This window comes from Tabrizicola sp. (assembly GCF_022842145.1).
GTDB lineage: Bacteria > Pseudomonadota > Alphaproteobacteria > Rhodobacterales > Rhodobacteraceae > Tabrizicola.
This window is the reverse complement of record NZ_JALHQD010000002.1, coordinates 542437-561253: the sequence shown is the minus strand read 5'-3', so window position 1 is coordinate 561253 and position 18817 is coordinate 542437. Positions and strand designations below refer to the sequence as shown.

Here is an 18817-nt window from a genome sequence, read left to right as displayed (position 1 = left end):
CCACCATGTCCCTGCCCAAGGTCCATCCCGTCATTCTCTGCGGCGGCTCCGGCAAGCGCCTCTGGCCCGCCTCGCGCAAGTCGATGCCAAAGCAGTTCGTCCGCCTCGCCGGCGACACCAGCCTCCTCCAGCAGACCATCCGCCGGCTGGAAGACATCTCCTGCGCCCCGCCGGTCCTGCTCACCGCCAACGATTACCGCTTTGTCGTCGCCGAACAGGCGGACGAGATCGGCCTGCAAGGCCATCGCCTCGTCGTGGAACCCGAGGGCCGCAACACCGGCCCCGCCGTCTGCGCCGCGGTCGAGCTGATCCACACCCAGGACCACGACGCCCTGGTCCTCGTCTGCCCCGCCGACCACGTCATCGCCGACGTGATGGCCTTCGCCCGCGCCGTTGCCGCCGCCATCCCCACCGCCGCAAGGGGAGAGATCGTGACCTTCGGCATCCGCCCTGATCGCGCCGAAACCGATTATGGCTACATCGAGCTTGCCTCGGACGGTCATCCCGATGGCCACCCGCTGCCCTTCGTGCGCTTCACCGAAAAGCCCGACGCCGCCACCGCCGAAGCAATGGTCGCATCCGGCCGCTACGTCTGGAACGCAGGCATCTTCCTCGCCTCGGCCAAGACCCTGATGGCCGCTTTCGGCCGTCACGCCCCCGCCTTGCGCGCTGCTGTCCGTCGCTCGATCCGCGAGGCGACCACCGACCTCGACTTCCTGCGCCTTGGCCCCGCCTATGCCGAGGCCCCGGACCTCTCCATCGACTACGCCGTGATGGAGCACGTCCAAGGCACCGTCGTCCCCGTCTCGGTGGGGTGGAGCGACCTTGGCAGCTGGCGCGCCGTGTGGGAGGCCTCGAACCGCGATGCAGCAGGGGTCACCACCACCGGCCAGTCCCTTGCCCTCGACTGCCAGGACACGCTCCTCACCTCGCGCGATGACGGCATCCAGGTCGTCGGCATCGGTCTGCGCAACATCGCCGCCATCGCCACCCGCGACGCCGTCCTGATCGCCGACCTCGACAGCAGCCAGTCCGTCGCCGATGCGGTGAAAGAGCTGAAACTCCGGCGCGCGCCGCAGGCCGAAGCCTTCCGCCAGGAATTCCGCCCCTGGGGTCACTACGAAACCCTGGCGCTCGGCAAGCGCTACCAGGTCAAATCCATCGTGGTGAAACCCGGCGGCGAGCTCTCCCTGCAAAGCCACATGCACCGCTCCGAACACTGGATCGTGGTCGAAGGCACCGCCAAGGTGACCATCGGCGACACCGTCTCCCAGGTGGCCGAGAACCAGTCGGTCTACATTCCCCTGGGCGAGATCCACCGTCTGTCCAACCCCGGCAAGGTCCAGCTGCGCCTGATCGAAGTACAGACCGGCGCCTACCTCGGCGAAGACGACATAACCCGGTACGAGGACATCTACGCCCGCGCCTGACCCCGTGACCGGGCGGGGTTGTCCCGCCCGGCTGTAACCCGTGCCATTGGACCCAAATCATGACCCTGACATCCCCATTCAAAGCCTATGACATCCGCGGCAAGGTCGGCTCACAGATCGACGCCGATTTCGCCTTCCGGCTCGGCCGCGCGGTTGCCCTGCAACTCGCTCCCGGCTCCGTCGTCGTCGGCGGCGACGTCCGCGAAAGTTCCCCGGCCCTTGCTGCCGCTCTTGCCCGGGGCCTTGCCAGCGAAGGCGTGCAGGTCCACGACCTCGGCCTCTGCGGTACCGAAGAGGTCTACTTCGCCACCGACCACCTTGGCGCAGGCGCGGGGATCATGGTCACCGCCTCGCACAACCCGGTCGAATACAACGGCTTCAAGCTGATCGGCCCCGAGGCCCGCCCCCTTCCCGATGCCGACTTCCGCGCCATTCAGGCGCTGGTCGATGCCCCGCCCCCTCCGCGCCAGATACAACCGGGCCGCATCCTGCCAACCGACACCCGGGCCGCTTACGTCGACAGGGTCCTCTCCTTCATCGACCCCGGCTCCCTCGCGCGCCTCCGCATCGTCGCCAACGCCGGAAACGGCGCCGCCGGGCCGACCTTCGACGCCATCGCCACCGCCCTCAAGACCCGTGGCGCAACCTTGGACATCCACCGCGTCCACCACGCCCCAGACGGCAGCTTTCCGAACGGCGTTCCGAACCCCCTTCTCCCCGAGAACCACGCCGCGACCGGGGACGCAGTCCGCGCCACCCGATCCGCCCTCGGCATCGCCTGGGACGGCGACTTCGACCGCTGTTTCCTCTTCGACGAAACCGGAGCCTTCGTCCCCGGAGAATATGTGGTGGCCCTCCTCGCCCGGTCGATCCTTGACCGCGACGACCCCGGTCCCATCGTCCACGACCCCCGCGTTGTCTGGAACACCCGGCGCATCGTCACCGCTCACGGCGGCCGCGCCATCGCCTCTCCGGTCGGCCATGTCTTCATGAAGGACCGCATGCGCCGCCACAACGCGGCCTACGGCGGCGAGATTTCAGCCCACCACTACTTCCGCGATTTCATGTTTTGCGACAGCGGCATGATCCCCTGGCTCCTGATCCTGGCGCACCTGTCGCGCACCGGACAGACCCTCAGCGCCGAGGTCGCCGAGATGCGCCAGCGCCACCCTTCCTCGGGCGAGATCAACTTCCGCGTCCGCGATCCCGCGGCGATCCTGGACGCAATCCTTCGCCGCTACGCCCCCCGGGCCGAGACGGTAAACGACCTCGACGGTCTCAGCTTCGAATTCACCGACTGGCGGTTCAACCTGCGCAGTTCGAACACCGAGCCGCTCCTGCGCCTCAACGTCGAAACCGCGGGGTGCCAGGACCTTCTCGCCCGGCGGCAGGAGGAACTGTCTCAGCTGATCCGCTCGGCCGCCTAGGCCCTTTTGCAGAACGCATTGCGCAGGGCCGAGACCACGGTGGCGACCTCGGCCCGCGCCAGACGGTAGATCACGCTCTTGCCGTCGCGCCGGGTCTGCACGATCCCTTCGGCGCGCAGCCGCATCAGCTGCTGCGACACCGTCACGGGACTGGAGCCCACCGCCTCCGCCAGCTGGCTGACGTTCATCTCGCCCTCGACCAGGCAGCAAAGGATCTGCAACCGCCCTTCGTGCGACAGCGATTTCAGCAAAGCCACCGCCTTCGCGGCCTGCTCGGCGGTACCGCCGAACCCTTCCAGAATCTCCGCCATCACCCGCTCCTCCACGCCCGCCTCACTCGAAGGCGCACCCCTTCCTGATCCCCATCGCCCGGAACACCCGCGCCGCCGGACAGAACCCGGTGAACGACGATTGCAACAGATTCAACCCGATGAAGACGGTGAACCAGACGAACAGAGGCGATACATAGGTCGTCAGCACCACGCTGAGAAGGACCATCACCCCGGCAAAACGCAGAACAGCGGCATCAATAGACATTTCATCATCCTTTCGTGGTTTGCTTCAGCTTGTCGATCCCCAGCACCTTCAGTGCCAGGCTTTCGTAGAACGGCTCGGATGTCCCCTTCCGCAGCTTGCGGATGAAGTACTTTTCGAACCCCGCCTTCGCGAGGTGCACCCATTTGCCGGAAGACGACCAGTTGACGTTGCGCGGCGGAATCTGCGGCTGGGCGACAAAAGCGATGCCTCCGTCGCCAAAGTCCGCCAGGCAGACCGCGTTCCAGGTGCCGATGCTGTCGGGTTCCTTCCCGCGCACGATGTTGCCGATGTTGTGCGCCGTCGCGGTGACCATCGATTCAATCATGAACCCGGTCTTCGGCACGCCGCATGGCACGGGGGTCGGCCCCATCGGCGGGATCGCCACGCAGACACCCACGGCAAAGACATTGGGATACATCGGATTGCGCTGGTGCTTGTCGACGATGGTGAACCCGCGCGGATTGCTCAGGCCCTCGATCCCCGCCACCGGCTTGATCCCCCGGAACGCAGGCAGCATCATCGAGAAGGCGAACGGCAGGTCCTTCTCGGGTTTCGCCACACCATCGTCGCCGACTTCCTCGACGAACATATGGCCCTCCTCGACCCGCTTCACCCTGGTGTTGGTCATCCACTTGATGTGCTTCTCGCGCATCTGGCTTTCCAGAAGCCCCTTGGTATCCCCCACCCCGTCCAGCCCCAGGTGACCCACGTAAGGCTCGGGCGTCACGAATGTCATCGGCACCCGGTCGCGCACCTTGGCGCGGCGCAGGGCCGTCTCAAGGATGAACAGGAACTCGTAGGCCGGGCCGAAGCAGCTCGCGCCCTGCGCCGCCCCGATCACCACCGGGCCGGGGTTGGCCACCAGTTTCTCGAAAACCGCCTTCGTGGCCTCGGCGTGGTCGATGTGGCAGATCGACTGGGTGAATCCTTGCGGCCCCAACCCCGGCACCTCGTCGAACGCAAGCTCCGGCCCCGTCGCGATCACCAGATAATCGTATGGGACCGAGTTGCCATCGACCAGAAGAACCCGGTCCTCCTCGGGGATAAGCCGTTCGGCGGCCACTGGGATGAAGGCGATCCCCTTCTTCTGCATGACCGGTGCCAGATCCACCGTGATATCCTCCCGGTCGCGCCAGCCGACGGCGATCCAGGGGTTCGAGGGCACGAAGTGATACTTCGGGTCCTTCGTGACCACCGTCACCTTGTCCTCGGGACGCAACTGGTCCTTCAACTCGTAAGCCATGATGGCGCCGCCAAGTCCGGCCCCCAAAACAACGACATGTGCCATTTCAGTCTCCTCTTCTGATCAGGCGATGGCTTCCGACCCGGTTCGGAACACGCGGTAGATCGCCGGGATGACAAGGACGGTCAGGAGCGTCGAACTCAGCAGACCGAAGAGCAGGGAAATCGCGAGACCCTGAAAGATCGGGTCCGCCAGGATCACCACCGCGCCGATCATGGCGGCGATGGCGGTCAGAAGGATCGGCTTGAACCGGATCGCCCCGGCCTCGATCAGAAGGTCCACCGTCACCGTGTCCCCCTTCCCGTGGCGGATGAAGTCCACCAGGAGGATCGAGTTGCGCACGATGATCCCGGCCAGCGCAATGAAGCCGATCATGGACGTGGCCGAAAACGGGGCCGCAAACAGCCAGTGCCCGACCATGATTCCCAGAAACGTCAGCGGGATCGGCGTCAGGATCACCAAGGGCAGCTTGAACGACCCGAACTGCGCCACGACCAGGATGTAGATGCCCAGAAGTGCTATCCCGAACGCGGCCCCCATGTCGCGGAAGGTGACGAAGGTCACTTCCCACTCGCCGTCCCACAGGAGGGTGACCTTGCCCTCGTCCTCGGGCTGTCCATGCAGCGAGATCTCGGGTTTCATGCCTTCCGGCCAATCCATCTTCTCGATCTCGTCGGCCACCGCCAGCATCCCGTAAAGCGGCGCTTCGAAGTCGCCGGCCAATTCCGCGGTCACCATCTCGGCATCGCGGCCGTTGTGGCGGAAGATCGGGAAGCTCGCGGCCTCCTCCTCGACCCGGATCACGTCGCCCAGTTCCACCACGCCCCGCGCGCCCGGCAGGGCATTGGCGGGGATCGGAGTCGTCAGGAACCGTTCATCCAGCACCCGGTCCGACTTGTCGCGGCCCACCACCAGCGGGATCGGCAGGCGGCCTTCGCCCCGGTGCGAATAGCCGACGGTCTGCCCGCCATTCAGCAGCGCCAGCGTGTCGAACACGTCCTGCTCCTGCACCGCGTAGAAATCGAGGTCATCGCTGGAAATTGTCGCCCGCAACCGCCGCGCCTGGGTCCCGAAACTGTCGTCCACGTCCACGATGAACGGCACCGCTTCGAACGCAGCCCTGATCATCGTCGCCGCCTCGCGCCGCGTCTCGGCATCGGGCCCGTACACCTCGGCCAAAAGGGTCGCGATCACCGGCGGCCCCGGCGGCGGTTCCACCACTTTCAGGCTCGTCCCCTCGGGCACCGCAAGCGAGGCCAACCGCTCCCGCAGGTCCAGCGCGATGTCATGGCTCGCCCGGTCCCGGTCGGTCTTCGGCGCAAGGTTGATCGCCACCTCGCCCAGCTGCGGTTCCGACCGCAGGTAGTAATGCCGCACCAACCCGTTGAAATTGAACGGCGCAGGCGTGCCGGCATAGGTCTGGACCGAGGTCACCTCCTCCAATCCCATCACCACATCCGCCACATCCCGCGCCACGCGGTCCGTCGCCTCAATGGACGAGCCCTCGGGCAGGTCGATCACCACGCTCAGCTCCGACTTGTTGTCGAAGGGCAAGAGCTTGACCGTCACGTCCCGCGTATACAGCGCCGCAAGCGACCCAAAGGACAGCACCGCCGTGACCAGGAGGAAGCCCAGGCTTCGGGCCTTGGTTTTCAGGATCGGGCGGGCGGTGGCTGCATAGGCCTTCTCCAGCCACCCACCATGATGTCCGCCGTGGACATCATCGCCGGCATGGTCGTGCATGTCCGCCCGACCCGCGATCTTGACCATCAGCCAGGGCGTGATGATCACCGCAACGAAGAAGGAAAAGATCATCGCCGCGCTGGCATTGGCCGGGATCGGCGACATGTAGGGCCCCATCAGCCCGCTGACGAACAGCATCGGCAGAAGGGCCACCACCACCGTCAGCGTCGCCACGATGGTCGGGTTGCCGACCTCGGCCACCGCCTCGATGGCCGCCTCAATGCGCGACTTCCGCCGGTCCATGCCCCAGTGCCGGTCGATGTTCTCGATCACCACGATGGCGTCGTCGACCAGGATACCGATGGAGAAGATCAGCGCGAACAGCGACACGCGGTTCAGCGTGAAGCCCATGACCCAGGCCGCAAACAGCGTCAGCAGGATCGTCACCGGAATGACGATCGCCACCACCCCCGCCTCGCGCCAGCCGATGGCAAGCCAGACCAAGAGGATGATCGACACCGTCGCCAGCCCCAGATGGAACAGCAGCTCGTTAGCCTTCTCATTCGCCGTTTCGCCATAGTCGCGGGTGATCGTCACCATCACACCCTCGGGGATCAGCTTGTCCTCCAGCGCCTCGACCCGGTGCAGCACCTCTTCGGCCACCACGACCGCGTTCGCCCCCGCCCGCTTCGCAATCGCCAGCGTCACGGCCGGGCCGCCCGTCCCGTCCTTCGCCAGATGCGAGACGATGGCGTCCTTGGTGTTCTCCACGTACCGCACCGTGGCGACGTCCGAGACATAGACCGGCCGCCCGTCCCGCGTGGTCAGCAGCAATTGCGCCACCTCGGCCGGAGCCGTCAGCGTCTCGCCTGCCACCAGGTCGACCATCTGACCCTGATCGCGCAGCTTGCCGGTGTTCAGCGTCCGGTTCGCCTGGGAAACCTTCCCGGCCAACTGCTGCAAGGTCACGCCATACAGCGCCAGCCGGTCCGGGTCCGGTTCGATCCGGATCGCGTCCTGCGCGTCGCCGACCAGATAGGTCAGGCCCACATTCTCGGTCTTCGCAACCTCGGTCTGCAACACCCGCGCGATCCGGGTCAGGTCATTGGCGGACAGGTCTTCGGCGGACAGCGTCAGCGTCAGGATCGCCACATCGTCGATCCCGCGGCCCACGATCAGCGGCTCGGGGATGCCCACCGGGATCGCCCCGATGTTCGCCCGCACCTTGTCATGCACCCGCAGGATCGCATCCTCGGACCGCGTGCCGACCTCGAACCGCGCCGTCACCATCGCCGCATCGTCCCGGGTGGACGAATAGACATGCTCGACGTCGTTGATTCCCTTGACGATCACTTCCAGCGGCTCGGTCACCAGCTTGACCGCATCCTCGGCACGCAACCCCTGCGCCATCACATGGATGTCGACCAAGGGGACCGAGATCTGCGGCTCTTCCTCGCGCGGCAGGCTGACCAGCGCCACGATCCCTGCTGCCAGTGCGGCCAGGATGAACAAGGGCGTCAGCGCCGAACTGATGAAGGCCTTCGTCAGCCCTCCGGCGATCCCCAGCGGATGCTTGCCACGTTCACTCATGACCCACCCCAGTGGCTACATCCGCGGCCGAAACCACCACATCACCGGCCGCGAGTCCGCTGATCACCTCGACCATCTCGACCCCGTCGACCACATGAACTTCACCCGTCACGATGGACCGCAGAGCCGGGCCTTCGGCACCCTGCACTCCGACGAAATCCAGTCCCGACCGGGTCACGACAGCGGCCGCCGACACCAGCAGGGCGTCGCGTTCACCGACGGGCAGACGCACCAGCATCCGCGCTCCGACATAGGTGTCCGGCAGACCCTCGATCTCGACATCCGCAACAACCCGGCCGCCCTCGATCAACGGATAGACCCGGGCCAGCGTCCCTTCGCGGTCGACGTCCGCCTCGGAAAGCACGATCCGATCGCCCGCCTCCAGCGCCGCCGCATGGCGCTCCGGCACCGCGATCCGCAGGAAGGTCCCGCCACCGCCCACCACCGCCACAGGCTCGCCCGGCATGACCACCGCGCCTTTGGTGACCGGAACGTCCAGCACGCGGCCCGCGACCGGGGCCACCACCACACCTTCCTTCGTCTGCTGCGCAATCACATCCGACTGCGCCTCCAGCGCGGCGATCTGGCCCTTCAGCACATCCACCTGGGTCCGCAGCCCGTCCACCCGCTGTGCCGTGGTCACCCCGTTCTTCAGCAAGTCTTCACCGCGCTGCAGGTCCGCCTCGGCATTGGCCAGTTGCGCCGCCACCGCCTCCGTCTGTGCCGCAAGCGCCGCCAACTGGAACTCCAGCTTGTCATCGACGATCCGGGCCAGTTCCTGACCCGCGGCGACTGCGTCGCCCTCGGCCACCAACAGCTCGACCAACACCCCACCGATCCGGGCCCGCGCCGGGATGCGGTCCTTCGCCTCGACCGTGCCATAGACCGCCTTCCACTCCGTCACGGCGGTCGGGACCAGCGTAAAGGGCTCGGCCCAGAGCGGTGCCGACAGGGCGAGAAGGCTGGTGGCGAGCAGAAAGAATGCGGGACGGATCATGCAACGGTCTCCTGGTTGGCCTTTACATATATAAAGCTTGTAAGGTTTGCAATATACAGCAGGAGATTTCCCGCCCTTCCCCGGCAAGGAACGGACAGTCGGACCGATACCGGCCGCTTCGACAAAAATTTCAAGGACTTGGCCGCAGCCCAGCGCCTCGGCCAGAAAACCGAACACCACCCGGATGCGACGGCTGGTCTGCACTTCCCGGTGCGCGATCAGCCACACCGGGATTGCCGGTCAGTCCCGCAACCCCGGCTCCAAACCTGCCATCCTCCCGGCGAAGACCAAGGGCGTCACCGCCACCCCCGCGCGATGATGATCACCAGCGCACGGGTCTTCAATCTGGCCGCGGCGGAGTGGCTGATGACCCAAACGAAACGGCGCGCCGGACCTACTCCGACGCGCCGACCAATTCTTGACAGTTCCTGAACGCCCACGCCCAAGACATTGATTTGTCAGGGCCAGACAGGACCGCCCACCGTGGACAAGGTCAGGCTTCGACCCACAACCCTTCGTCCTTGACGACCTTGTAGGCCTCATCCAGCGACGTCTTCGCACGGCTGATCAGCACGTCGATCTCATCCGTGGTGATCACCAGCGGCGGCGCGATGATCATCCGGTCCCCGACGTGCCGCATGATCAGGTTGTTGGCAAAGCAACGCTCCCGCATCTTGAACCCGACCGTCCCGGCCTCGCTGGCAAACTTGGCCCGCTTGGCTTTGTTCGGGGTCAGGGCGATGGACCCCATAAGACCCACCAGCTTGGCCTCGCCGACCATCGGATGATCCACCAGCGCGTCCCAACGCTCCTTCAGATAGGGGTGGGCCACGTCCCGGACATGGTCGACGATACCCTCATCCTGCATGATCCGCAGGTTCTCCAGCGCCACCGCTGCGGCGACAGGATGACCCGAATAGGTGTAGCCGTGGAAGAACTCGCCCCCGCCACCGACAACCTCGGCCACATCGTCACAGACGATGCTGCCGCCAATCGGCTGGTAGCCCGACGACAGACCCTTGGCGATGGTCATGATATGCGGCTTGATCCCGAAGGTTTCCGACCCGAACCAGTTGCCGGTCCGCCCGAACCCGGTGATCACCTCATCCGCGATCAGCAGGATGCCGTACTTGTCGCAGATCCGCTGGATCTCCGGCCAGTAGGTGCGCGGAGGAATGATCACCCCACCTGCGCCCTGCACCGGCTCGCCGATGAAGGCCGCCACATTGTCCGGCCCGACCTGCAGGATCTTCTCCTCCAGTTGCCGCGCGCGGGCCAGGCCGAAGTCATCCTCCGACATGTCCCCGCCCTCGCCCCACCAGTAGGGCTGATCGATATGCTCGATCCCGTCGATCTTGCCGCCATGCGCGTGGATCGGCTTCATGCCACCCAACGAGCCGCCGCCCATCGTGGACCCGTGATACCCGTTCCAGCGCCCGATGATCGTCCGGCGCCACGGCATCCCCTTCACGTCCCAGTACCGGCGCACGAGGCGGATGTTGGTATCGTTCGCCTCCGACCCCGACCCGGCAAAGAAGACGTGGTTCAAATCACCGGGAGCCAGCTTCGCGATCTCCGCCGCAAGGGCAATTGCCGGCACATGGGTCGTCTGGAAGAAGGTGTTGTAATAGGCCAACTCCTCCATCTGCCGCGCCGCGACCTGGGCCAGTTCCTTGCGCCCGTAGCCGATGTTCACGCACCACAGGCCCGCCATCCCGTCGATGATCCGGTTGCCCTCGCTGTCGGTCAGCCAGACCCCTTCGCCCCGCGTGATGACCCGGGCCCCCTTGGCAGCCAGCCCAGCCTTGTCGGTGAAGGGGTGGAAGTGATGCGCCGCGTCCAGGCGCTGCAACTCTGCCGTCGGCATGTGGTTGGTGATCATGTTCATGGGGTGACCTCGCGGAATCAGCAGGGCCGAATGCCCCGTCTTGTCCCAAGGATATGATCAAACGCGCCGCCGTTCAAGAAATTTGATCAAATTCCTGAACCTGCCGAAAACCCTTTCACTTTTGCCCAAATATCCCCGCCGGAGGCGACAGGGTTTCCGCCACTGGTGCAGGCAAACCATGTCGCGGCCGAGCCGCTTTGCGTCCTTCACGCAAAGCGGCGAGTCAAAAGCCTCGCGCCGCAAGGCGCTCCATCTGATGACGTCAGTGACCCTCGGCCAGCGCCTGCCGGATGTGGTCCACACCCTGCTGGATGTCCTGCTCGATGGCCCGCGCAAGACCCTTCGCATCGCCTGCCCGCATCGCGGCCAGCGCCTCGCGGTGCAGATCGGGCGCCACGTCGCGGCCATAGCGGTCGATCACTGCCCGCAAGGACGGTCCCGCCCGCAGCCACAGCGACCGCGCAAGGTCCAGCAAGACAGGTGCCTCGGCCGCTTCGTAAAGCGCGAAGTGGAACGCATGGTTCGCCGCCAGATAATCCGGCAGTTTCCCCGCCGCGATGGCCCGGTTCACCGCCCCGTCGATTGCATCCAGCCGGTCGATCTGCGCGGCCGTCAGCTTTGGTGCCGCGAGTTCAGCCAGCTTCGGCTCGATCGCCAGCCGCGCGAAGGCCACCTGCTCCAGCATCTCTGCCGAGAGTTCCGGCACCGCCACCCGCCGGTTGCCCTGCGGCAGAAGCGCACCCTCGGCGGTCAGCCGCCGGATCGCCTCGCGGACCGGGGTCATCCCGGCCCCCAGATCGGTGATCAGCCCCTGGATCGTCACCGGAGCCCCCGGCGCCAGATGTCCAAACAGGATCATGTCGCGCAACCGCGTATAGGTGATCTCGTGGCTGGGGATCTTGCGGCTGTCGGCGTCCATCGGGCCTCCCTTCGGCTGCCCTCTTTATGACGCCATCTTCCCGGCAATCAAGAGTTGATCAAATCCTCAACCCGCTTTCGGCGCATAGCGGAACCGCGTCACATCCGCTGTCCAGCCCTGCCCCGTCAGGTCATGCGCGACGACGCCGACGAAGGACCCGGTAAAGCTGGCATGCTCGCCCCGCCCGCCTTCGTCCGACACCACCGAGGCATCCAGTTCCGGCCCGACCGCAACCCCGTTCACCCTGAACCGCTGCACCGCCCGGTCCACCGTCACGGCCAAGGTCACCTTCCCCTCCGCCACCGGAAACCGCCCGTGGAAAGTCAGCGCCTCGCCCGGCCAGTCGCCTTCGCACGAGACCAGCGTCACCACCCGCTCCCCGGCCTCCCGCGTCACCAGCGCCGCATGGAACTTGTGCCGGTTGTAATAGGTGATCAGCCCCGCCGCCCGCTGCCAGTTGGGCGGGTCGGCGACCACGTCGCACTCCGCTTCATAGGACGGCTCATCCTGCCGCCGCGCGACCAGCGACTGCTCGAACCACGACCCCAAACTCTCCCGTCCGATCAGCCGCAGCGCGCTCCCGGTCATCTGGAATATCCGCTCTGGTACCGGCGTCCGCAGCCACTGGAAATCACCCGGCAGCGCAGGACCAGAGAAGTCATACTCCACCGCCCCCGGCACCACCCGCTCCGCCGGCAGATCGACCGTCGTCGGGGGCAACATTCCCCCGTCCTTCAGCCACAGCCAGCCGTCCCGCCAGACAACCTCAGCCAGGCCCGTCTCACGCCCCGTGGCGCAGAACAGACCCTTGGGCCCCTGCTGCGGCCGCCCGCACAGGAAGGAATGCCAGAACCGCCCGTCATGCCCCTCGACGTACTGCCCATGTCCCATCCGCTGGATCGGGTTCTCCGGATTGAACCGAGCGGTGATCACATGCTTGGCGGGATGGGTCTCATACGGCCCGCGGATGTCCTTCGCCCGCGCCAAGGTCACCGCATGGTCATAGCCCGTGCCCCCTTCCGCCGTGGTCAGGTAGTAATACCCGCCGTGCCAGAAGAGATGCGGCGCTTCGGTCAGACCAAGGTCCGTCCCGACATAGATCGTCGTGACCTCGCCCAGCAGCCCCTCCTCCGGGTGCCACTCCTGCAACTCGATCCCGTCGAAACGGTCATGCGCCGGGTTCAGCCCCGTGCCCTTTTCCCGATGGTTCCAGCGCATGTTGACGAACCACTTCCGCCCGTCCACATCATGGAACAACGACGGATCGAACCCCGATGAGGTCACATATTTCGGGTCCGACCAGTCCCCGTCCACCGTCGCACAGGTGACAATGTAATTGTGCGCGTCCTTGAACGCCCCGTCCAACCGCTTGACGTCGGTGTAGACCAGCCAGAACCGCCCGTCCGCATGGGACAGACATGGCGCCCAGATCCCGCAGCTGTCCGGGTTCCCCCGCATGTCCAGCTGGCTTTGCCGCCGCAACGGTCGTGACACCAGCCGCCAGTTCACCAGGTCGCGGGAATGGTGGATCTGCACCCCCGGATACCACTCGAAGGTCGAGGTCGCGACATAGTAATCCTCGCCCACGCGGCAGAAGGACGGGTCGGCATTGAAGCCGCGGATCACGGGATTTTCCAGCATCATCAACCTCTTCATGAATACGGGCGGAAGGACCCCTCAATCCCTCCGCCCGTTGCGGCCGACCTGACAGGGAGGTGCCAGGTCTCGGCCAACCCTTAGACCAAGAGCGCCCGCGCCTCATCCGGCGACAGCGCGGCAGGCCGCGTGCAGGTGGTCGTCAGCGTCACGAAGCCTCCCGTCTCGCCCGAGGTCAGGCAGGCGGTCATCACGTCCACCCCGTGCAGCGTGCGTTCGAGGGAACAACGCGCATCACGCCCACCCTGCAGCGCCGCGACCATGTCGGCCAGCCCCGCCGTCCGGTAGTTCGCCAGTGCACCGTGCTTCGGGTGCTCCTGGTTCGGGATGCCGAACGGGTGGTCCCAGGGTGCCACCTCGGTCAGCGCGCCGGCCTTGTCCGCGACTTCCACGGTCCCGCCGAAGAAGTTCGGATCGGGGACGTACAGCGTGCCCTCCGTGCCATAAAGCTCGAAGTGGTTGCGCTTGTGGTGCCAGACGTCCCACGAGGTCGTCAGGTTCACCACCGTGCCGTTGTGGAACTCCAGAAGCGCATGGATGTTCGTCGGCGTCTTGACCGGGATCTCCTGCCCCGCCCGCGCGCCCGACCCGATGGTCCGGGTCGGCGTCTGCGACGAGGTGATCGCCCCCACCCGGCGAACCGGACCCAGGAAGTTGATCAGGTTGGCGATGTAGTAAGGCCCCAGGTCCAGCATCGGCCCCGCCCCCGGCAGGAAGAAGAACTCCGGGCTCGGGTGCCAGCCTTCCGGCCCGTGGTTCTGTACGCAGGCGACAGCCGAGGTGACCGTCCCCACACGCCCCTCGTCCAGGATCGCCCGCGCCTGCTGATGCGCGCCGCCGAGGAACGTGTCCGGCGCACAGCCCACGGCCAGCCCCTTCGAGGCCGCCAGATCGCGCAGGGTCTTGCCCTGCTCCAGCGTCAGGACCAGCGGCTTTTCGGAATAGGCGTGCTTGCCCGCCTCCAGGATGCGCTTCGTCACCGCGTAATGCGCGTCCGGGATGGTGAGGTTGATCACCACATCCACGTCCTTGTTGGCCAGAAGGTCATCGACCGACTGCGCCTTCACGTTGAACTCTTCGGCCCGCAGCGTCGCGGCCTCCATGTTCACGTCGGCGACGGCCCGGACCTCCAGCCCCTTGAACAGGGGCGCCAGCCGCAGATAGGCGCTGGAGATATTGCCCGCCCCGATGATCCCGATACCAAGATTTGCCATTTTCTCTTTCCTCAGAAGGCTTTGGCCGAAGCGATCGAGCGGGTAGCGAACCGCGCATCGTCCTTCGGATTGTCGTGTTCCATGACGAAGTGCTTGACCCCGATCTTGCGCAGCGCGGCCATGATCGACGCCCAGTCAACGGTGCCGTGGCCCACGTCCGACCAGCCGTCCTCGTCGCTGTACTCGCCCGCAGGCGCGATGTCCTTGACGTGTGCCGCGGTGATCCGGTCCTTGTACTTCTCGATCCAGGCCAGCGGGTCCGCGCCGCCCCGGATCACCCAGGCCACGTCCATCTCCCACTCCAGCCCCGGCCCGCCCTCGAAGATGCGGTCCTGCGGCATCGACCCGTCGGCCAGCGCCTTGAACTCGAAGTCGTGGTTGTGCCAGCCGAAGCCGTATCCCGCCGCCTTGTAGGGCGCGCCCGCCTTCTGCAGACGTTCCCCGAATGCCTTCCACCCCGCCGCATCGGTCGGCCGATCGTCCGGCATCACAAAGGGGCAATACAGCCGCTCCATCTTCAGCGCACGGGCGATGCCCAGCACCTTCTCGACGTCGGTCTCCAGCTGTGCCAGCCCGAAGTGCCCCGTGGGCATCGACAGCCCGGTGGCCGCCAAACCGGCCTTCGTCGCCTCAACCGCCGCATCGTCGGCATAAAGCGCGCCATAGCCTTCCACGGCGGTATAGCCCGCCTGCGACACCATTTCGAAGGTCTTCGACATCGGCGGGAAGTTGCGGGATGAGTAGAGTTGATAGCTGAACATCAGGGTTGCCTTTCGTCAGCCGCCGTAGGTGGCGGAATGGAGATCTCTCAGGGTGAAGGTCGGCACCACCGAGGGGTCCTCGGGGGTGAAGGTGATCGTGGCCGGATACCCCGGGAACATGGTGACTGCATTGGCCGAAAAGCGGCCCGGAACTTCAGACTCCACCGCAACAAACGGGGCGAGTACGTTGACTTGCAACGTAAATTTCCACATGTCACCTTCGCGCTTGATGTCCGCCGTGAGCCCCGAAGGCAGCAGGTCGTAAGCCTTCCACGGCTTCGGCGCGTGGACGTCCCCGCCCTGCGCGTCGCCGCTCCAGATGAAGGCCAGAACCTCGTCGGCGCGCAGCGCATCCGAGGGAATGGTCAGCACCGGCACAGCGGCATCCGGGGACACCGTTACCGTTGCTTCTGCCAGCTTTCGCGTTGATCCATCCATCGCCGCAGCATTGGCCACAACCGTGATCGTTACCACCTCGGGCCGGTCATTCACCGCCCGCAGCTCGATCCCGCCGTCCTTCGGCACCGCTGTCACCATCACCGGCGCATAGAACCGCGCGGCCATGTGATGCAAGAGCTTCCAGTTCCCGCCGTGGTCCAGACTTGCCCAGCTGCACACGGGCCAGGTGTCGTTCAGTTGCCAGTAGAGCGTCCCCTGACAGTGCGGCTTCAAGCTCCGCCAATGCGTCACCGCCGTCTTGATCGCCAGCCCCTGCTGGATCTGACTGACATAGACGAAATTCGGGAAGTCCACCGGGAAGCGGAAGTATCGGAACATCGTCTCGGCAATCCGCGCGTTCCCGCCGGGATTCTTCTGGTGGCTCTCCATCACCGGCGCGGCGATGTTCCAGTCCTGGGGGTCGGCAAAGCGCGCGATGGCGGTCAGCGAAGGATAGGACTGGAAACCGAACTCGGAACAGAAACGGGGGCTTACGTCGCGATAGTGATCGAAATCCTTGCCCTCGTGCCAGACCGACCAGAAGTGCATGTCGCCCGACGAGTCATCATGCCACGCATCCCCGAACGCCATCGGCCCCGGCGACGGCGACGAAGGCCACCAGTTCGCCCGCGGCAGGACGTCCAGCAGCGCCGCCTCGACCGTCCGGTTCAGCCGGTCATAGTTCACCAGATAGCGGTCCCGGTCGGCCCGCGATTCCGGAAACCAGGTCAGCGCCCCGATCAACTCGTTGTCGCCGCACCACAGCGCGATGCAGGCGTGGTGGCTGATCCTTGCCACGACATCCCGGACCTCGGCATCCACCTCGGCCAGAAACTCCGGCGTCGAGGGGTAAAGGTGGCAGGCGAACATGAAGTCCTGCCAGACCATCAGCCCCAACTCGTCGCACAGGTCGTAGAACCAGTCCGGCTCGTACCGCCCGCCGCCCCAGATGCGGATCATGTTCATGTTGGCGTCCACGGCGGACTGCAAAAGCCCCCGAACGCTTTCGACCGTGATCCGCCCGAACAGCGCATCCGCAGGGATCCAGTTCGCGCCCTTGGCAAAGACCGCCCGGCCGTTGACCTGCACGCCAAACGACCGCCCCGCCGCGTCCGGCTCGGACACCAGCTTCATGTCTCGCAGCCCGATCCGCTTCACGGCGCGAGCCCCGCCGCCGGTGAGCACCAGATCATGCAGCACCTGCGCGCCCTGACCCGCAGGCCACCACAACACAGGGTCGCGGATGACCATCACCACTTCGGCCACGCCACCCGCGACCGAAGCAGTTTGCGTGACACCGCAAAGACTTGCCGTCACATCCTCAGACGCCGCGTGAACCCGCAAACGTACCTCGACCTGACCGGACGAATGTACCTGCTCCACCAGCACATCGCCGATCCGCGGCCCGATGTTTTCCAGCCGCACCGCACCCGAGACCCCGAAGATGCCCAGAGCAATATTCCAGTCCCAGCCGAAATCGCACTGCTGTTTTCGCAGCATGTTGTTGAAGGCAATCGCCCCGTTCACCTGCTGATAGGGGATCGGAAACGGCATCCGCGCCGCCCGCGCCAATGCCTCGCGGACCGGCGAGCGGAAGTGGATCTCCACCGCATTCTCGCCCGCCTTCAGCGCCGCAGACACGTCCACCCGCCAGCGCCGGTGCACGTTGGCCGCCGACAGCACCAGAACCCCGTTCAGCCGCACCTCGGCCACGGTGTCCAGCCCTTCGACCACGAGCTCCGCCGCCGATCCGTCATGGCCAAAAACCCGCCGCGCCACCCAGTCCCGCTCGGAAACCCAGCGGCACTCATACTCGTTCCGGCCCCAATACGGGTCCGGGATCACCCCCGCCTTCGCCAGTGCCGAGACGCCATCCCCGGGCAGGTCGAACGGCACGACATGGGCGCCGCTTTCATCCGAAAGCGTCCAGCACCCCGCCAGATCGAGCATGATTCAGATCCTTTGTTCCGTCTTCGAGTCAAAGAGCGAGGCCTTGGGGATATCGAGCCCCAGATGCACCTTCGTCCCCGCCGGCAACCGGCCTTCGACCGGCACCCGCACGCTCATGTTGGTCCCTTCGGCCTTCAGCCACAAAAGGCTGTCGGCGCCCAGGTGTTCATCGATCTCGACCTCGGCCGGGATCGATGGCCCCGACACCGGCACCGTCGACACGGTGATATGCTCCGGCCGCACGCCCAGAATAGCGTCGTCCCGCTCCAGCACCGCCCCGCCCTCGTATCCCGCCAGGTCGATCCTGGTCGAACCGAACTGGAACGCCCGGCCGTTGTCGATCGTCCTGCCCTTCAGGAAGTTCATCGACGGGCTCCCCAGGAAGCCTGCCACGAACAGGTTCGACGGGCGGTTGTAGATCTCCAGCGGAGCGGCCAGTTGCTGGATCACCCCGCCCTTCATCACCGCGATGCGGTCGGCGAGGGTCAGCGCCTCGATCTGGTCGTGGGTCACATAGACCATCGTGTTGCCCAGCGCGTTGTGCAGACGCTTGATCTCGACCCGCAGTTCGCTCCGCAGCTTGGCGTCCAGGTTCGACAAGGGCTCGTCGAACAGGAACACGTCCACGTCCCGCACCAGCGCCCGCCCGATGGCGACGCGCTGCCGCTGCCCGCCCGACAGGGCCGCCGGCTTGCGGTCCAACAAGGGCTGGATCTGCAAAATCTCCGCCGCCCGGGCGATCCGCTTGTCGATCTCGGGTTGTGGCACCTTGGCGTTCTTCAGACCGAAGGACAGGTTCCCCCGCACCGTCATCTGCGGGTAAAGCGCGTAAGACTGGAACACCATCCCGATCCCGCGCTCCGACGGCTCCGACCAGGTGACGTTCTTGCCCTTGATCCAGATCTGCCCGTCGGTGATGTCCAGCAATCCCGCCAGACAGTTCAAAAGCGTCGACTTCCCGCAGCCCGAGGGGCCAAGAAGGACAACGAACTCCCCCTCCGCCACGTCGATGTTCATGTTCTTCAACACGGACACCGAGCCGAAGTTCAGCGTCAGGTCCTTGACTTCAATCGAGTTAACCATG

14 protein-coding genes are annotated in these 18817 nt (G+C 65.7%); 2 read left to right on the top strand and 12 right to left on the bottom strand.

The window, feature by feature from the left end; all coding sequences use genetic code 11:
- Window positions 1-5 precede the first annotated feature (5 nt).
- Both Q0C42_RS07800 and Q0C42_RS07795 read left to right on the top strand, forming a co-directional pair.
- Complete coding sequence (locus Q0C42_RS07800; protein ID WP_295074240.1) at window positions 6-1430, top strand: mannose-1-phosphate guanylyltransferase/mannose-6-phosphate isomerase; 1425 nt, start codon at window positions 6-8, stop codon at window positions 1428-1430.
- Window positions 1431-1489: 59 nt separating this feature from the next.
- A complete protein-coding gene (locus tag Q0C42_RS07795) occupies window positions 1490-2857 on the top strand; it encodes a phosphomannomutase (protein WP_295074239.1) in 1368 nt (455 codons plus the stop codon).
- On the opposite strand, the gene Q0C42_RS07790 is transcribed toward Q0C42_RS07795, so the two are convergent.
- From Q0C42_RS07790 to Q0C42_RS07735, 12 genes are all read right to left on the bottom strand, one after another.
- Complete coding sequence (locus Q0C42_RS07790) at window positions 2854-3168, bottom strand: helix-turn-helix transcriptional regulator (RefSeq protein ID WP_295074238.1); 315 nt, start codon at window positions 3166-3168, stop codon at window positions 2854-2856. The genes Q0C42_RS07795 and Q0C42_RS07790 overlap by 4 nt on opposite strands.
- A 22-nt stretch (window positions 3169-3190) precedes the next feature.
- A complete protein-coding gene (locus tag Q0C42_RS07785; protein WP_295074237.1) occupies window positions 3191-3394 on the bottom strand; it encodes a DUF2892 domain-containing protein in 204 nt (67 codons plus the stop codon).
- Between the two features lie 4 nt (window positions 3395-3398).
- A complete protein-coding gene (locus Q0C42_RS07780) occupies window positions 3399-4682 on the bottom strand; it encodes an FAD/NAD(P)-binding oxidoreductase (protein ID WP_295074236.1) in 1284 nt (427 codons plus the stop codon).
- A gap of 18 nt (window positions 4683-4700) precedes the next feature.
- Window positions 4701-7910 carry an efflux RND transporter permease subunit gene (locus tag Q0C42_RS07775; RefSeq protein ID WP_295074235.1) on the bottom strand — a complete coding sequence of 1070 codons (3210 nt, stop codon included), beginning with the start codon at window positions 7908-7910 and terminating at the stop codon, window positions 4701-4703.
- On the bottom strand, window positions 7903-8907 hold the full coding sequence (locus Q0C42_RS07770) for an efflux RND transporter periplasmic adaptor subunit (protein ID WP_295074234.1): 1005 nt from the start codon (window positions 8905-8907) through the stop codon (window positions 7903-7905). The genes Q0C42_RS07775 and Q0C42_RS07770 overlap by 8 nt, the downstream gene beginning before the upstream one ends.
- Before the next feature lie 493 nt (window positions 8908-9400).
- Complete coding sequence (locus tag Q0C42_RS07765; RefSeq protein ID WP_295074233.1) at window positions 9401-10795, bottom strand: aspartate aminotransferase family protein; 1395 nt, start codon at window positions 10793-10795, stop codon at window positions 9401-9403.
- A gap of 262 nt (window positions 10796-11057) precedes the next feature.
- Complete coding sequence (locus Q0C42_RS07760) at window positions 11058-11714, bottom strand: GntR family transcriptional regulator (protein ID WP_295074232.1); 657 nt, start codon at window positions 11712-11714, stop codon at window positions 11058-11060.
- A 66-nt stretch (window positions 11715-11780) separates the two neighbouring features.
- Window positions 11781-13355 (bottom strand): glycoside hydrolase family 43 protein, encoded by a 1575-nt coding sequence (locus Q0C42_RS07755; protein WP_295074231.1) that lies wholly within the window; start codon window positions 13353-13355, stop codon window positions 11781-11783.
- 95 nt (window positions 13356-13450) lie between these two features.
- Complete coding sequence (locus tag Q0C42_RS07750; protein ID WP_295074230.1) at window positions 13451-14584, bottom strand: Gfo/Idh/MocA family oxidoreductase; 1134 nt, start codon at window positions 14582-14584, stop codon at window positions 13451-13453.
- 11 nt (window positions 14585-14595) lie between these two features.
- Window positions 14596-15345: a sugar phosphate isomerase/epimerase gene (locus Q0C42_RS07745; RefSeq protein WP_295074229.1), complete on the bottom strand. Its 750-nt coding sequence runs from the start codon at window positions 15343-15345 to the stop codon at window positions 14596-14598.
- Window positions 15346-15360: 15 nt separating this feature from the next.
- Window positions 15361-17733, bottom strand: coding sequence for a glycoside hydrolase family 2 protein (locus tag Q0C42_RS07740; RefSeq protein WP_295074228.1), 2373 nt, complete (start codon window positions 17731-17733; stop codon window positions 15361-15363).
- 3 nt (window positions 17734-17736) lie between these two features.
- Window positions 17737-18816, bottom strand: coding sequence for an ABC transporter ATP-binding protein (locus Q0C42_RS07735; RefSeq protein WP_295074227.1), 1080 nt, complete (start codon window positions 18814-18816; stop codon window positions 17737-17739).
- Window position 18817 lies beyond the last annotated feature (1 nt).

Bases quoted from the DNA above. Each gene is read 5' to 3' on its own strand.
- Q0C42_RS07800 (WP_295074240.1), top strand. From the start codon at position 6: ATGTCCCTGCCCAAGGTCCATCCCGTCATTCTCTGCGGCGGCTCCGGC.
- Q0C42_RS07795 (WP_295074239.1), top strand. From the start codon at position 1,490: ATGACCCTGACATCCCCATTCAAAGCCTATGACATCCGCGGCAAGGTC.
- Q0C42_RS07790 (WP_295074238.1), bottom strand. From the start codon at position 3,168: ATGGCGGAGATTCTGGAAGGGTTCGGCGGTACCGCCGAGCAGGCCGCG.
- Q0C42_RS07785 (WP_295074237.1), bottom strand. From the start codon at position 3,394: ATGTCTATTGATGCCGCTGTTCTGCGTTTTGCCGGGGTGATGGTCCTT.
- Q0C42_RS07780 (WP_295074236.1), bottom strand. From the start codon at position 4,682: ATGGCACATGTCGTTGTTTTGGGGGCCGGACTTGGCGGCGCCATCATG.
- Q0C42_RS07775 (WP_295074235.1), bottom strand. From the start codon at position 7,910: ATGAGTGAACGTGGCAAGCATCCGCTGGGGATCGCCGGAGGGCTGACG.
- Q0C42_RS07770 (WP_295074234.1), bottom strand. From the start codon at position 8,907: ATGATCCGTCCCGCATTCTTTCTGCTCGCCACCAGCCTTCTCGCCCTG.
- Q0C42_RS07765 (WP_295074233.1), bottom strand. From the start codon at position 10,795: ATGAACATGATCACCAACCACATGCCGACGGCAGAGTTGCAGCGCCTG.
- Q0C42_RS07760 (WP_295074232.1), bottom strand. From the start codon at position 11,714: ATGGACGCCGACAGCCGCAAGATCCCCAGCCACGAGATCACCTATACG.
- Q0C42_RS07755 (WP_295074231.1), bottom strand. From the start codon at position 13,355: ATGCTGGAAAATCCCGTGATCCGCGGCTTCAATGCCGACCCGTCCTTC.
- Q0C42_RS07750 (WP_295074230.1), bottom strand. From the start codon at position 14,584: ATGGCAAATCTTGGTATCGGGATCATCGGGGCGGGCAATATCTCCAGC.
- Q0C42_RS07745 (WP_295074229.1), bottom strand. From the start codon at position 15,345: ATGTTCAGCTATCAACTCTACTCATCCCGCAACTTCCCGCCGATGTCG.
- Q0C42_RS07740 (WP_295074228.1), bottom strand. From the start codon at position 17,733: ATGCTCGATCTGGCGGGGTGCTGGACGCTTTCGGATGAAAGCGGCGCC.
- Q0C42_RS07735 (WP_295074227.1), bottom strand. From the start codon at position 18,816: ATGGTTAACTCGATTGAAGTCAAGGACCTGACGCTGAACTTCGGCTCG.